Origin of the sequence: Streptomyces chartreusis NRRL 3882, assembly GCF_900236475.1 — a bacterium.
Taxonomy (GTDB): Bacteria; Actinomycetota; Actinomycetes; order Streptomycetales; family Streptomycetaceae; genus Streptomyces; species Streptomyces chartreusis_D.
Window position 1 is genome coordinate 2,040,950 of the sequence record NZ_LT963352.1, and the last position, 15,684, is coordinate 2,056,633.

9 protein-coding genes are annotated in these 15,684 nt (G+C 72.1%); 7 read left to right on the forward strand and 2 right to left on the reverse strand.

Features of this window, described 5'->3' with window-relative positions; translation table 11 throughout:
* Positions 1–120 precede the first annotated feature (120 nt).
* The gene (locus tag SCNRRL3882_RS09105) at positions 121–3,216 is read left to right on the forward strand and encodes a beta-N-acetylglucosaminidase domain-containing protein (RefSeq protein ID WP_231911109.1); all 3,096 of its coding nucleotides are present in this window, start codon (positions 121–123) and stop codon (positions 3,214–3,216) included.
* 57 nt (positions 3,217–3,273) lie between these two features.
* Here SCNRRL3882_RS09105 and SCNRRL3882_RS09110 read toward each other — a convergent pair whose 3' ends face one another.
* Entirely contained in the window at positions 3,274–4,038 is a 765-nt protein-coding gene (locus tag SCNRRL3882_RS09110) for a sugar isomerase domain-containing protein (RefSeq protein WP_010034117.1), read from the reverse strand.
* Between the two features lie 161 nt (positions 4,039–4,199).
* Here SCNRRL3882_RS09110 and SCNRRL3882_RS09115 point away from each other — a divergent pair, with 161 nt between their 5' ends.
* From SCNRRL3882_RS09115 to SCNRRL3882_RS09140, 6 genes are all read left to right on the forward strand, one after another.
* Positions 4,200–5,084 carry a MurR/RpiR family transcriptional regulator gene (locus SCNRRL3882_RS09115; protein WP_010034116.1) on the forward strand — a complete coding sequence of 295 codons (885 nt, stop codon included), beginning with the start codon at positions 4,200–4,202 and terminating at the stop codon, positions 5,082–5,084.
* A 107-nt stretch (positions 5,085–5,191) separates the two neighbouring features.
* Complete coding sequence (locus SCNRRL3882_RS09120) at positions 5,192–9,400, forward strand: NEW3 domain-containing protein (RefSeq protein WP_010034115.1); 4,209 nt, start codon at positions 5,192–5,194, stop codon at positions 9,398–9,400.
* Positions 9,397–10,068 (forward strand): hypothetical protein, encoded by a 672-nt coding sequence (locus tag SCNRRL3882_RS09125; protein ID WP_010034114.1) that lies wholly within the window; start codon positions 9,397–9,399, stop codon positions 10,066–10,068. The genes SCNRRL3882_RS09120 and SCNRRL3882_RS09125 overlap by 4 nt, the downstream gene beginning before the upstream one ends.
* Before the next feature lie 128 nt (positions 10,069–10,196).
* Positions 10,197–11,570 carry an ABC transporter substrate-binding protein gene (locus SCNRRL3882_RS09130; RefSeq protein WP_010034113.1) on the forward strand — a complete coding sequence of 458 codons (1,374 nt, stop codon included), beginning with the start codon at positions 10,197–10,199 and terminating at the stop codon, positions 11,568–11,570.
* A 2-nt stretch (positions 11,571–11,572) separates the two neighbouring features.
* Positions 11,573–12,610, forward strand: coding sequence for a carbohydrate ABC transporter permease (locus tag SCNRRL3882_RS09135; protein WP_010034112.1), 1,038 nt, complete (start codon positions 11,573–11,575; stop codon positions 12,608–12,610).
* Complete coding sequence (locus SCNRRL3882_RS09140; protein ID WP_010034111.1) at positions 12,607–13,485, forward strand: carbohydrate ABC transporter permease; 879 nt, start codon at positions 12,607–12,609, stop codon at positions 13,483–13,485. The genes SCNRRL3882_RS09135 and SCNRRL3882_RS09140 overlap by 4 nt, the downstream gene beginning before the upstream one ends.
* Here SCNRRL3882_RS09140 and SCNRRL3882_RS09145 read toward each other — a convergent pair.
* Entirely contained in the window at positions 13,449–15,629 is a 2,181-nt protein-coding gene (locus SCNRRL3882_RS09145; RefSeq protein WP_078602737.1) for a glycoside hydrolase family 3 N-terminal domain-containing protein, read from the reverse strand. The two genes, SCNRRL3882_RS09140 and SCNRRL3882_RS09145, sit on opposite strands and share 37 nt — an antisense overlap.
* Between the last annotated feature and the right edge of the window lie 55 nt (positions 15,630–15,684).

The following is a 15,684-nucleotide window of genomic DNA, read 5'->3' on the forward strand; positions in this document are numbered from 1 at the left end:
GCATCTCTAACATCACTCGGTGGCTCCATTCACCTCATCCTCTCTGGCCCGGGCCGTCGCTGCCCGCGGCATCCGGAAGGAGCACCCGTGTTCCCAGCCCCTGGGCCCCGTCGTCCCCGTGTGAGACCTCCCCGGCGACTCGGACGCCTGCCGGCCGTCGCGCTGTTGCTCGCCGCCGGCCTCGCCCTCCCACCGGTGCCAGGCGCGGCAGCCGCGCCGGCCCGGCCCTCGAAGACCGCCCTGCCGCAGGTCTGGCCACAGCCGCAGAGCCTGCACGCGGGGCCCGGCCGGTTCACCGTCCCCGACCGGGTCGTGGCGGTCGTCGGCCGCGGGACCGACCCGTCGGCCCGGCACCTTGTCGAGAAGGTCCTGAGCGAGGCCGGGGCCGAGCGGATCGTGACGGTCGAGAAGCCGCCCGCGCGGGCCGGCTTCACCGTCTTCCTCGGCGGCCCAGGCGAGAACGGCGCGACGGCCTCCGCCCTGAAGCGGCTGGGCGCCCCGTCCCCCGCCGGGCTGCCCTCCGGCGGCTACGTCCTCGCCTCCGGCCGCAAGGACGGCCGGACCCTCCTCGCCCTGTCCGGCGCCGACCGCACCGGCACCTTCTACGCCGCCCAGACCCTGCGTCAACTGGTCCCCCGGACCGTGCCCGAGGTGACCGTCCGGGACTGGCCCACAGCCAGGCTGCGCGGGGTGATCGAGGGCTTCTACGGCACGCCCTGGTCACACGCGGAGCGGCTGAGCCAGCTCGACTTCTACGGCCGCACCAAGCAGAACGTCTACGTCTACTCCCCCAAGGACGACCCCTACCTGCGCGCCCGGTGGCGCGACGCGTACCCGCCAGCCGAGCTGGCGGGACTCAGGGAACTGGCCGACCGCGCCGACGCCAACCACGTCCGCTTCACCTACGCGCTCTCGCCCGGACTGTCCGTCTGCTACTCCTCGGACGCCGACACCGACGCCCTCACCCGCAAGCTGGACTCGCTGTACGCCATCGGCGTGCGCTCGTTCGCGATCCCGCTGGACGACATCAGCTACACCAAGTGGAACTGCGCGGCCGACGAGCGGGAGTTCGGCACGGGCGGCGCCGCCGCAGGGACGGCCCAGGCCCAGCTGCTCAACCGGGTGTGGCGGGACTTCTCCGCGACCCACTCCGGCCTGGAACCGCTGGAGATGGTCCCCACCGAGTACTCCGACCTCGCCGACTCCCCCTACAAGAAGGCGCTGCGCGAGAAGCTGGACGCGTCCGTGGTCGTGGAGTGGACCGGCGTCGGGGTGATCGCGCCCGCCATCACCGCCGACCAGGTCGCGAAGGCCCGTGAGGTCTACGGCCATCCGATCCTGGTCTGGGACAACTACCCGGTGAACGACTACGTCACCAGCCGGCTGCTGCTCGGCCCCTACACCGGCCGCGAGCCCGGCGTGGCGAAGGCGGCGGCCGGGGTGACCGCCAACCCGATGGTCCAGGGCGAGGCGAGCCGGATCGCCCTGTTCACCTCCGCCGCCTACCTGTGGAACCCGGACGCCTACGACCCGCGGGCCGCTTTCCTGGCCTCGGTCCGCGACCTCGCCGGACCGGCCGCGGCCAAGTGGCTGCGGATCTTCGCCGAGAACAACTACTCGTCCCAGCTGGACCCGACCGAGTCCCCCACGCTCAGCGCGCTCATCACCCGGTTCCGCAAGGCCTACGACGGGGGCTCCGGCCTCGACCGGGCCGCCGCCGCGCTCCGGTCGTACTTCGCCGACATGGCCGCCACGCCCGGCGCGCTCCGCGCCCGCCTCGACAACCCCGGGTTCCTCCAGGAGACCTCGCCCTGGCTGGACAAGCTCGGCCGCTACGGCACCGCGGGGCGGACGGCCGTCGACCTGCTGCTGGCCGGCAAGCGGGGCGACACCGAGGCGGTCACCACGTACTGGAACCGGCTGAGGGCCGAGCGCAAGGAACTCGACGCGATCCCCCAGCAGGTGTCCCCGGGCGTGATGGACCGGTTCCTCTACACGGCGATGACCGAGAACGCGCCCGACCCGGGCGTGGACGCCACGTTCGCGCCCGGTTCCGTCAGCCTGAAGCCGGGCGGCTCCGCCGAGCTGACTCTCTCCTTCTCCGACTCCGCCGCCCGGACGGTCTCCTGGAAGCTGACCGTCCCCGACGGGGTCACCGCCACGCCCGCCGAGGGCACCGCGACCGTCCCGGCCGGGGGCAGCGCGTCCGCGACCGTCACCGTCACGGCCCGGGAGGGCACGACCGCCGGAGTGCGTTCGGTCGTGGTGACGGGCGACGGAGTGCTCTCCCGCGCGCTGCCCGTCCAGGTCACCGACGGCACCGGCACGCCGCGGGCGCTGACGGCCGACTTCAGTGGGGCGTCGGTGAGTTCCGTCGACCTGTCGTCGAGGAAGACGACGGAGATCGCCGTGGGCGCCAATCCCGGTGAGGTCGTGACGAGTGCGGACGGGCGCACCGCCTACGCGGCCAACCAGGGCTCGAACACGGTCAGCGTGATCGACGTGGCGCAGGGGAAGGTCACCGCCACGGTCCCGGTCGGCCGGGTCCCCGCCGGGCTGGCGCTCACCCCCGACGGCCGCACCCTCTGGGTCGCCAACTACGGGGACGGCACGGTCCAGCCCGTCGACACGTCGGCCCTCACCGCGGGCCCGTCCGTCCGGGTCGGCAACGGGCCCGAGAACATGGCGATCACGCCCGACGGCCGCACGCTCTACGTGCCCAACATCAAGGACAACACGGTCACCCCGGTCGACCTGGCCACCCGGAAGGCCGGTGCCGCCGTCCCCGTGGGCCCGAGTCCCTTCAACATCGTGGCCGCGCCCGACGGACGGACGGTGTACGTGTCGAACTCCGGCGGCTCCACGGTCACTCCGATCGACACGGCCACGAACGACACCGAGCCGACCCTCCTGGTCTCCGGCCAGGCCTACGGTCTCGCCCTGTCGCCGGACGGCCGGACGCTGTGGGTCAGTCCCAGCACCGGTGACACCGTCACGCCCGTCGACACGGTCACCGGCGCCCCCGGCAAGGCGGTGACGGTCGGCAGGTCCGCCTTCGACGTCGCCCTGGACTGGAACGGCGGCACGGCGTACGTCACCACCGCCGACGCGGGCGCCCTGGTCCCGGTCGACACGGCGTCCGGTGCCGTCGGGGCGCCGCTCACGACCGGGGCGTATCCGCTGGCCGTCGCGCTGACGCCGGTACCGGTGACGTGACATGAAGCGGCCGGGGCCCCGGCGAGGGACCCCGGCCGTCCGTGCGGGCCTGTCGGTTCAGCTCGCCGTGCGGCGGATGCGGCCCGCGTACTTCTTCTCCAGCTCCAGGTTGCCCTCGAAGCCGCCGGGCACGTTGGCCGAGACGTAGACCGGCGGGCGCTCACCGGCGGCGAGGAGGCGGCCGGCCGCCTCGGCGACCGTCATCTGGACCAGCATCACGCCGGTGAGCGTGGACAGGGCGCAGACCGAGCCGCCGCCGGGGAGTTCGAGCAGGGAGTCACCGCGCGGGGCCGCGTTGTCGAGGACGACGTCGGCGATGTCGGCGAGCTTCCGGCCGCTGGGATGGGCGGCGGGGACGGCCCGGGTGTGGGCGAGGGAGGTGAGGGCCAGGACGCGGTGGCCGTGTTCCTTGGCGTGCAGGGCCATCTCCACGATGACGTTGTTCACGCCGGAGTTTGAGATGACGACGAACAGGTCCTGGGGATTCGGGGCGGCCAGCTCGTAGAGCCGGGCGGCCACCCCGGCCCGGCGTTCGAGGAGCGGGTCGTCGAGGACCGACGGGTCCTCCCCGCCGTAGAGGACGAGGTCGGCGATGCTCAGCCGGTTGGTCGGGACCAGTCCGCCCGCGCGGCCGGCGAGTTCGAGGACGAGGGCCTGCGAATGGCCCGTGCCGAAGGCCTGGACGACACCCTCCGCGCGGACGCACTCGGCGACCAGGTCCGCGGCCGCGGCCACGTCGCCCTGGGCGGATTCGATGACGTGCTGGAGGACGGCGAGGCTCTCCCGCGCGAACCCCTGGGCGCTCACAGACTCGACGGACACGCGACACACTCCCCACTGATGGATTGAATCACCCTACACTTCACCATCGATGAATCAATAAATCACACCGGTACCCGGTCTTCAATCGGTCCGGTTCGGGCGCCGCTGCCGGGTCCTGGTATTCAATCCGCGCCCCGAAGGGTGGCTGGTACCTTCTTTCCATGCCTCCCACGGACGTCACCACACTGATCCGCACCGAGCTGCCCCGGCTGGCGGGGTCCCTGCGGAAGGTCGGCGAGCTGATCCTGGAGGATCCGGCCGCCGTCACCCACTGCTCGGCCGCCGAGCTGGGCCGCCGCACCGGCACCTCCCAGGCGACGGTGACCCGTTTCTGCCGGGCCATCGGACTGGACTCCTACCAGCACCTGCTGATCGAACTTGCCCAGGAGCGCGGCCGGGGCGAGGTGTCCGACTGGGGGACCGCCGAGATCGGCCCGGACATCTCACCGGACGACAGCCTCGAACGGGTCGTCCAGGTCGTCGGCACGGCTGACCTGCGGGCCATCCAGCAGACCATCGACCGGATCGACCTCGACGCGCTCGAGCGCGCGGCCCAGGCCCTGGCCCGCGCCCGGCGCATCGACGTCTACGGCGTCGGCGGCAGCGGCGCGGTGACCCAGGAGACGGAGACCCGGTTGTTCCGCATCGGCTGCTCGGTCCGCGGCTGGACCGAGGTGCACGCGGCCGCCACCTCCGCGGCCCTGCTCACCCCCGCGGACGCGGCCATCGGCATCTCCCACTCCGGGGCGACCCGCGAGACCCTCGAACCGTTCGAGATGGCCAAGGAGCGCGGCGCCACCACGATCGCCCTGACCACCGACCCGCGCTCGCCCCTGTCCAGGACCGCCGACATCCGGCTCATCTCGTCCTCCTCGGAGACCAGCTTCCGGGCCGAGAGCATCAGCAGCCGGCACTCCGTCCTGATGCTGGTCGACTGCCTGTACGTCCGGGTCGCCCAGCTCACCTACCAGCGGGCGAGCGCCTCGCTGGCGCTGACCGACCACATCACCCCGCAGCACGCCGTGAAGTCCCGGCGGGCCAGGTGATCTGGCCGAGGGTGCATGGATGAACCACCAAGTTGACGTGAAGATGGTTGTTTGAATCACTCCTGCCGTGCAGGATGGGGCTCCCCCAGAGCACTCGTAGGAGCCCCATGCGCGTCACCTCTGTCGAGTCGACCGAGCTCTTCACCGGGACCACCGAGCAGCCGCGCCAGGTGGTGGCCGTCGAGCTGAGCCACACTCCGGGCCGGACCGTACGGCTCACCGTCGAGGGCCCGGGCCTCACCGGCACCACCGAGGCCACCGTCGGCGAGGGCGGCACCGTGCGCGCGGAGGTCCCCGTCACCGGCGAGGACCTGGTCCCCGGCGACCGCCGCGTGATCACGGTCACCGCGGCGGACGGCGAGGAAGTCACCACCCGCGCCGGCGAGTTCACGGCGGCCGAGCCCGGCTGGACCATGTTCATGGTCAGCCACTTCCACTACGACCCCGTCTGGTGGAACACCCAGGGCGCCTACACCGAGACCTGGGACGTCGCCGACGACCCCGCCTCCACCGGCCTGCCCGCCCGCACCTTCGACTCGCGCGGCCAGTCCGGCATGAGCCTGGTCCGGGCCCACTGCGACCTGGCCCGCCGCGACCCGGCGTACACCTTCGTGCTCGCGGAGGTCGACTACCTCAAGCCGTACTGGGACGCCTTCCCGGAGGAGCGCGCCTTCCTGCGGCAGCTGATCCGCACCGGCCGCGTCGAGATCATGGGCGGCACCTACAACGAGCCCAACACCAACCTCACCGGCGCCGAGGCGACGATCCGCAACGCCCTGTACGGCGACGGCTTCCAGCGCGGCATCATCGGGGCGTCCCCTCAGACCGCCTGGCAGCTGGACGCCTTCGGGCACGACCCGCAGTTCCCGGGGCTGATGGCGGACGCGGGGGTCAGCTCCAGTTCGTGGGCGCGCGGGCCGTTCCACCAGTGGGGGCCGACGCTGTCGGTGTTCGGCGAGGAGCCGAGGGACCCGGGCCGGATGCAGTTCCCGGCCGAGTTCGACTGGATCGCCCCCTCGGGACGCGGCCTGCTCACCGCCTACATGGTCAACCACTACGGAGCCGGCTGGGCCATCGACAACGCCCCCACCCTGCCCGAGGCGGAGGCCGCCGCGTACCGGCTCTTCCAGCGGCTCAAGCCGGTCGCCCTCACCCGCAACGTGCTGCTCCCGGTGGGCGGGGACTACGCGCCGCCGTGCCGCTGGGTCATGGACATCCACCGCGACTGGAACGCCCGGTACGTCTGGCCCCGCTTCGTCAGCGCGATCCCCCGGGACTTCTTCGCCGCCGTGCGCGCGGAACTGGAGAGGGAGGGCCGCAGGGCATCGCCCCAGACCCGCGACATGAACCCGGTCTACACCGGCAAGGACGTCTCCTACATCGACACCAAGCAGGCCCAGCGGTACGGCGAGACGCTCCTCTCCGACGCCGAGGCCTGGGCGACGCTCGCCTCCCTCGTCACCGGCCGCCCCTATCCGGACGCGGCCCTGGACAAGGCCTGGCGGCAACTCGTCTACGGCGCCCATCACGACGCCATCACCGGCTCGGAGTCGGACCAGGTCTACATCGACCTGATGACCGGCTGGCGGGAGCTGCACGACCTCGCCCGCAGCGTCCACGCCGACGCGACCCAGGCCCTGGCCGACCAGGTCGCCCCGGGCGACGGCCCCGACCTGGTGGTGTTCAACTCCGCGACCTGGGAGCGCCGTGACGTGCTGACCGTCGAGGACCCGGGGCTCGTACCCCGGGGGTTGCCCGCGGTCCGGGAGGACGGCCGGCTCCATGTCGTCGTCCCGGAGGTGCCCGGCATGGGCCTCACCGCGCTCCCGCTCACCGAGGGCTCCGCTCCCGGGTGGGCGCCCGGCGAGGGCCTCACCATCCGCAACGAGTTCTACGAGGTGACGGTCGACCCGGCGCGCGGCGGCGGCGTCAGCCGGCTGCGCGCCCTGGCCGAGGGCGGCCGGGAGCTGCTGCGCCCCGGTGACATCGGCAACGAGATCGTGGTCCAGGAGGAGTACCCGAGGCATCCGCGCTTCGGCGAGGGGCCCTGGCACCTCACCCCGACCGGCACGACCGCGGCCCGCAGCCGGGACGTGACCGCCGAGGTGCGCGTCGAGCACTCCCCCGCCGGTTCCCGGGTCACCGTCACCGCCGACCTCGGCCTCTTCCGCTACACCCAGCGGCTCACCCTGTGGCAGGGCGTCGACCGGCTCGACGTCACGACGACCGTCGACGGGTACGACGGCGCGGACCGGCTGATCCGGGTGCGCTGGCCCTCGGACGTACGCGGCGGGCTGCCGGTGCACGAGGTGGCGGACGCGGTGATCGGACGCGGGTTCGGCTTCGTCGAGGTGGACAGCGAACGGTTCCCGTGGACGCTGGACAACCCGGCCAACACCTGGTTCGGTCTCGGCTCCACCGCCCGCGTCGCCGTCCACGACGACTCCGGCACGCTCCTCGGACACCGCTCGATCGGCGTCGCCGAACTCGTGTACCCCGACTGGGACGTCGCGGGCGACCTGGGCACCCCGCTCGCGGCGGCACTGGTCCGCGCCGGGGTCACGGCGACCTCGACGATCGCGGGCGGCCCGCGCTACGGCGACCTGGAGGTCGACTCCAACCTCCCGGACCTCCGGATCGCCGTCGGCGGCCCCGACCGCAACGCCGTGGTCGCCGAGGCGCTCGGCTGGGACCCGGCGGCCGGCCGGGAGCTGAGGCGCCAACTGGCCGAACGGCGCGTGGCCGCCGTCTGGGTCGCGCCGCGCGCCTGTCTGCGCGAGGAGTGGATCCCCGGGGCCGATCTGCGCGACCTGGAACGCCTGCCGCTGCTGGTGGTGGCCGGCGCCCGCCCCGAGGACGACGCCAAGGCGGTCGACGCGATCGTCACCGACCTGGACGACTTCACGGTGACGGCCACGGCCGCCGGCGGCGGCGAGGCCCTGCCGCCCGGCGACGCCTGGGACGGCCGCAGCTTCGCGATCCTCAACCGCGGCACGCCCGGCTGCGTGGTCACCTCCTCCGGCGACCTCTACATGTCCCTGATGCGCTCCTGCACCGGCTGGCCGTCCGGGATCTGGGTGGACCCGCCGCGCCGCACCGCTCCGGACGGCTCGGGGTTCCAGCTCCAGCGCTGGTCCCACACCTTCGAGTACGCCGTCGTCGCGGGCACCGGCGACTGGCGCGAACTGCGGCTGCCGCAGGCGGGCCACGCGTACAACCGTCCGCTGACGGCACGGCTGCGGCAGTCCTCCGGTGCGCTGCCGAGGAAGGCCGCCCTGCTCGGCCTGGAACCCGCCGGCGAGGTGCTGCTCGACGCGCTGAAGCCGCTCGGCTCCCCGCTGGCCCGGGGCAGCGCGGCACCCGTGGATCCGGGACGGGGCCTCGTCGTCCGCGTGCACGAGGTCGACGGCCGGCCGGTACGGGCACGGGTCGCCGGGCCGGTGGCATGGGCTGCGGGCGCCCGCGCCGACGTGCTGGAGAGGCCCGGGGCGCCCCTCGCCCCGGACGAGACCGGCGGCCTCGAAGCCGACCTGACCGGCTTCGAGGTCGCCACCCTCCTCGCCACACCGGCCCACGCGCCGGAAGGCACGGTCGGCCCGGGCATCGACGCCCACGAGCCCGCCCAGCCGGTCGCCACCCGTTACTGGCTCCACAACTCCGGCCCCGCACCACGCGGCAACATGCCGGTCGCCGTGTACCTCTCCCCCACCGCCCTCACCGCCGACGGCCCGGTCACCGCGACGGTCCGGGTCGGCTCGGAGCTGACCGACGCGCCCGTGTCGGGCACGGTGACCTTCGAGACACCCCCCGGCTGGACCACCGAACCCGCCGAACTGCCCTACCACCTCGCCCCCGGCGGCTTCACCCTCACGGACGTCACGGTGACACCCACGCAGGACGCCACCCCCGGCCGGCACTGGCTCGCCGCGCGGCTCTCGCACGGCGGCCAGACGTACGAGGACGTGGTGGCCCTGGACGTGCCGGGCGGGCACACGGGCCCGACTCTGGTGACCGATCTGGGAGTCGAGCGGGTGTCCGTGCGCCGGGGGGAACGGGCCCGGGTCCCCGTGACCCTGCGGAACCCCACACGCGGCCCCGTCGACGGCACCCTGTGGGCCGTGTCCTCCTGGGGCACGTGGCCCGGAGTCACCCCGGCCTGCCAGGGCTTCACGGTGCCCGGCGGGGAGCGACAGGAGTGCGCGATCGAGGTGGACGGCGACGCGATCCCCCCGGGTTCGTACTGGCTGATGGCGAAGCTCGCCTGGCACGGCTGCGTGGCCTACACGAAGGCGGTGGAGCTGGAGGTGACGCCATGACGGAGGACTACGCGGCGAGCGTCCGTGGAGAACGGATCCCGAAGCAGCACGTGGAGACCTTCCTGAGCGCCGGTCTCCCTGGGGGCGCGGGGAACCGCGCGAGCAACCACCACGCCGCCGCACACGCACGACAACACACCGCGGCACTCTCCGCCCGCGCAGAACGCCAACGGCGACGCTGGGCCACGCAGGTCATCGTCACCGACGCACTCGCCCGCCGCGCCTGCGCAGCACGCCGCCTGGCCCCACCGGACGACGTCCTGCCGATGCAACTGCTCACCGTCCCGGAAACCGACGTCGCCGACCTGGGCAGCATCATCGCGGCAGCCCTCGCCCACTCCCCCGCCGCCCGAGCCCTGCTCGCCGACCTGGAACGCGAGCAGCACATCCCCGAGACGGCCGTACGGGACTACTACGACCGCAACCGAGACCGCTACCTCACCCCCGATGCCCTACGGCGCGGCGTCGACCCCTATGACGACCCGGCCCCCTCGGACATCCGGCCCTACGAGCACGTCCGCGACGGCATCGCACAGCAGTTGCGGCAGGCCGCGGCCCGCCGCGCGTTCTTCGACTGGCTCGACCGGGCCCGAGCCGACGTCGTGTACGCCGAAGGCCACGAGCACCCCGGCGACCCCTCTCAGCCGGACCACGAGCACCGGCACTGATCGCCGTACGCAACCGAACAGCAACACGGCAAACCATTGACCTCCGATGAATTCTGGTCCACCTTTTCATCAATCGAAGTCCAACTTGGTGATTTGATCCAGCGAAGACTGGTCCCAGGAGGGCAGCAATGCGCGCAAGCGGACTCACCGGATCCCTGACCTGTCTGGTCGTCCTGACACTGACGGCCGCCGGCTGCGGTCTGTCCGGCGGGGGTTCCGACGGCGGCGGCGCCACGGCCGGCGGCTGCAAGGTCGACAAGGGCAACGTCGGTTCCGGCAAGCTCTCCGGAGACGTCAAGGGAAAGATCACTTTCCAGACCACCAACCTGAAGAAGGACTTCGGGAAGTACTTCAACGGCGTCATCGACGCCTTCGAGCAGGCCCACCCCGGCACCAAGGTCAACTGGATCGACGACCCGGGCGACGCCACCTTCACCCAGCGTCTGGTCGCCGACGCACAGGGCTGCACGCTGCCGGACGTGGTGAACATCAACGTCAACACGGCGGTGGCCCTGACGAAGAACGGCTACCTGCTGAACCTGGACGACAAGGCACCGGACGCGGGCAAGCCGTTCACCCCCGCGATGTGGAAGTCCAGCATGTACGCCGACGCGGACGGCAAGCAGGTGCACAGCGTGCTGCCCTGGTACTCCGGCGGCATCGTGCAGACCTTCAACACCGACCTGATGAAGAAGGCGGGCCTGGACCCGGCCAAACCTCCGACGACCGTGCTCGGCCTGTTCGACGACGCGGAGAAGATAGCCAAGGTCTCCGACGGCAAGTACTACGCCTTCCTCGCCAACCCGCAGCTGCGCATCCCCGCCGACTGGCAGCAGATGGGCATCAAGGTCCTGTCCGAGGACGGCAAGAAGTTCACCTTCGCCGACGACCCGAAGACGGTCCAGTGGGTCGAGGCCATGACGAAGCTCTACAAGGCCGGCGGCATGCCCAGGGACTCCCTGTCCAACACGCAGGACCCGGCCAACGTCTACGGCCAGGGCAAGCTGGTCTACGGGCCCACCAACCCCAACTTCCTGCGGTTCATCCAGCAGAACAACCCGAGCGTCTACAAGAAGACCGGTGTGGCCCGCTACATGCTGGACGCCCTCGGCCACACCGTCGGCGCCCCGCAGTACATCGGCGTCGCCTCCACCAGCAAGAACGCCTCGACGGCACTGGCCTTCGCGCAGTTCCTGACCAACGCGAAGAACCAGCTGGAGTGGGCCAAGGACCCGAACGTCGTCATCTTCCCGTCCACCACGGCCTCCCTGAACGACCCGTTCTTCCAGTCGGTCAAGGGCGACGACCCCTTCGCCGAGGCCCGCAAGATCGTCGCCAGTGACCGCAAGACCGCCACGGCCGACGAGATCGCGCTGACGCCCGGTGAGCTGAACGCCATCTCGGCCCAGATCCAGCTGGCCATGCAGGGCAAGAAGAGCGCCGAGGACGCTCTGAAGGAGGCCCAGTCCAAGGCGAACCAGCTGATCGAACAGGGCAGTTGAGGATGACCCAACCGACCGTCCACAAGGCGCCCGTCCCCGTCCCCCCGGGTGCGGGCGCCCGACGCCCCGGCGCTTCCCCCTCGCACCGTCCGCCGGGGCCCCTGCGCCGCGCCCTCCGCTTCGTCCTGCCCGGCCCGAGCGCCGACGCGGGGGGCGCGGCGCTCTACCGCCGCTGGTGGCTGCCCTGGCTGTGGATGACCCCGGCGATCGTCGGCGCGACCGTGTTCGGGGTCTTCCCGTTCCTCAACACGGTCGTCGTCTCCTTCACCGACGCCAAGCCGCTCGGCGGGGCGTACGACGTCGTCGGCCTGGAGAACTACCGCCGGATGCTGAGCGATCCGGACTTCTGGCTGGCCACCCGCAACAGCCTGCTGTACGCGCTGTTCGTCGTCCCGCTGATGGTGCTGCTGCCGCTGCTGCTCGCGATCCTCGTGGAGAAGAACCTGCCGGGCATCGGCTTCTTCCGCTCGGCGTTCTACACGCCGGTCCTCGCCTCCAGCGTGGTGGTCGGCCTGAGCTGGCAGTGGCTGCTGAGCGACCAGGGACTGGTCAACACCTGGCTCCAGAAGGCCCACATCATCCGCGAGGCCATCCCGTTCCTGTCCGACTCCTGGCTGATCCTGCTGTCGGCGATGGGCCTGACCCTGTGGAAGGGCCTCGGCTGGTACATGATCTTCTACCTGGCCGCCCTCGGGAACGTCCCCAGGGAACTGCACGAGGCGGCGGCCGTGGACGGGGCGGGCCCGGTGCGCCGCTTCTGGCACGTCACCGTCCCCGGTGTGCGCCAGTCGATGATGCTGGTCGGCACGCTGACCGGCATCGGCTCCCTGCGGGTCTTCACCGAGATCTACATGCTGGGCGGTTCCACCGGCGGCCCCGGCGGCGCCGACCGCACGCTGCCGTTCTACATCCGCGACGTCGGCCTCGACCCGCTCACCGGCAACGCCGGCTACGGCGCGGCGGTCAGTGTCGCCCTGTTCGCCCTGACCCTTGGCCTCACGCTGCTCGCCCAGCGCCTGACGAAGGAGGACGAGGCATGACGACCGCCGTCGACAAGCGCCGACGTCTGATGCCCCGCTGGCGGGACTACGGCCGACCGCGCGAACTGGTCGTCCGCTACCTGCTGCTGGTGTTCGTCCTCTTCATCACCGTCGGCCCGCTGCTGTGGCAGCTGCTGTCGTCCCTCAAGGGCGCGGGCGAGGACGTCTTCGGGGCGGGCGCCTCACTGATCCCCCACCACCCGTCGCTGCGGGCGTACCGCGAGGTCTTCGACCAGGTGCCGGTGTGGACGTACATCAGGAACAGCGTGTTCGTCGCCCTGCTGTCCATCACCAGCCAGCTCGTCTTCTCCACCATGGCCGGCTACATGCTGTCCAAGCCCGGCTGGAAGGGCCGCAAGCTGGTGTGGATCGTGCTGCTGGCGTCCATGATGTTCCCCTTCGAGTCGATCATGGTGTCGCTGTTCCTCAGCATCCGGGACATGGGCCTGGTCGACAACCTGGTGGGCGTCTGGCTGCCCGGCTTCGTCGCCGCGATCAACGTCCTCATCATGCGGGCCGCGTTCCTCGCCGTGCCGCGCGAGATCGAGGACGCGGCCATGCTGGACGGGGCGGGCGAGTGGAAGCGCTTCCGGTACCTGTATCTGCCGTCCGCCTACGGCGCCATCCTCGTCGTCACCATCAACACCTTCATCAGCGCCTGGGACGACTTCCTGTGGCCGCTGATCGTGCTGCGGACCGAGGACCACTTCACGCTGACGCTGGGCCTGGCACGGCTCCAGAGCTCGTCCTTCGGCTACGACCAGCGGATGGTGATGGCGGGCTCGGTGATCTCCGTGATCCCCGTGCTGGTGTTGTTCGTCATCACCCAGCGGTGGTTCTACAAGGGGGTTTCCTCGGGGGCCGTGAAGCTCTGAGTCGGTACGGCGGTCAGGGCCGCCCGCGCGGATTCCGCGACGCGGAACTCGACCACCGTGCCGGGCGGAACGGCGGCGGCGAGGTCGGCGCCGAGCGGGAACGTGACGGTGCGGGTCTCGCCCGGCGCCAGGTCGACGGCCCGGAATCCGTGCAGTTCCAGCGTGCGCGGCCAGACGGGGGTCCGCAGCCGGCGCAGATAGAGCTGGGCGACGGAACGGCCAGGGCGCCGGCCCGTGTTGGTGATGTCGGCCTCGACACCGTGCCCTGACAGCCGCGGCGGACCGTACGCGAAGCTCGTGTACGACAGTCCGTGCCCGAAGGAGTACGACGGCTCGGCGCGGTCGTCCACGTAGCCGCCGTACTCGGTGTCCTTGTGGTTGTAGTAGACGGGGAGCTGGGCCGCGGAACGGGGCACGGAGACCGGCAGCCGGCCGACGGGCTCGGCGAGTCCGAGCAGCACTTCGGCGATCGCCGCACCGCCCCACGGGCCGGGGTAGAAGGCGGTGAGCAGCGTCGCCGCCGTGTCGGGCACGACGTGCGGGCGGCCCTGGATCAGCACGACCGCTGTCGGCGTCCCCGTCGCGACGACGGCCTCCAGGAGCGCGTACTGTGCGTCGCCCAGCCGCAGCCCGGCCAGGTCGACGCCCTCGCCGCAGGTCATCTCGGACACGGCGGTGCGCGCGGCCCCGTTGGCGTCGAACTCGGTCCCGGCGGAGCGCGCGCTGCTGCCGCCCAGCACCAGCACGGCGACATCGCAGGCGGCGGCCTGGGCAATCGCCTCGGGGATGCCCGACAGGTCGCCGCCGGTGAGGGCGCAGCCCCGGGCATGGCGGATGTCGATCCCGGCCGGGGCGAGCCCCCGCAGCCCGTCGAGGACGCTGGTGCCGGTGCCGGGCCGTTGCGGGGCGGTGTAGTCGCCCAGTTGGTGGGCGACGGTGTCGGCGTGCGGGCCCAGGACGGCGATACGGGAGACGGTCGCCGTGGACAGGGGCAGCACGCCGTCGTCGTTGCGGAGGAGGGTGACGGCGGCGCGGGCGACGGCGGTGCTCACGTGCCGCCCGACGGCCGGGGGCGGCAACGGGCAGGTGCGGTAGGGATCTTCGAACAGTCCCAGGCGGAATTTCAGCCGCAGGACGCGCGCCACGGCCTCGTCGAGAGCGGCCTCACTCACCAGACCCCGCTCGACCGCCGTCTCCAGATGCGTGAAGCCCTCGTCCCACAGGCTCAGATCCACACCGGAGTTGAGCGCGAGGGCTCCTGCCGAGACCTTGTCCCCGGTGATCCGGGCCAGCCGGTCCACGGCCAGTCCGTCCGCCATGACGAGCCCCTGGAAGCCCCAGCGTTCTCGGAGCAGTTCGTGGAGCAGGGCACGGTTCCCGGAGCAGGGCAGGCCGTCGACCTCGTTGTAGGCGGCCATGACGGCGGCGGCTCCGGCCCGGACCCCGGCACGGGCGGCGGGGAGGTGGATCTCGTGCAGCTCCCTGAGCCCGAGCTCGGACTCGGCGGAGTTGCGGCCGCCGACGGTGGCGCCCTGCCCGGCGAAGTGCTTGAGGACGACGGGGGCCTTGTCGGCGGGGACGTACTCGGCGGGTGCGCCCTGCATGCCGCGCACCAGCGCCTCGGTCAGCCGGGCGGCCAGGTACGGATCCTCGCCGAAGCACTCCTCGGTCCGCCCCCAGCGCGGGTCACGGGCGATGTCGAGGGCCGAGACCAGGGCGACATGCCCGCCGCGGGCGCGCAGTTCGGCGGCGGCATGGGCGGCGGCCCGCTCGTACAGCCCGGGGTCCCAGGTGGCGCCGACCGCCAGGTTGACGGGCAGGACCGTGCCGTCGAGGGCCATGTGCCCGTGCGGCACCTCCTCGACGAACAGGGCCGGGATGCCGAGCCGGCTGCGCTCGACGACGTGGCGCTGGACGAGGTGGGCCAGTTCGGCGCCGTCCTCGGCGCCGGATCCGGTGGCGTGGCCGACCCCGGACCAGGCGTCGGCACGCAGCAGTCCGTACAGCGCACCGAGTCCGGCGAAGCGCTCGGTCTCGGCGTACAGGGCGTCGGTGAGCTCGAAGCCGCCGTCGGGAGTGCGGCGATAGGCGTCCCAGCCGTACATCCGCTGGTTGAGCTGGCCGGCCTTCTCGCGCAGAGTCATACGGGAGAGCAGGTCACGGACACGCACGTCGACCGGGGCGGTGGGATCGCGGTAC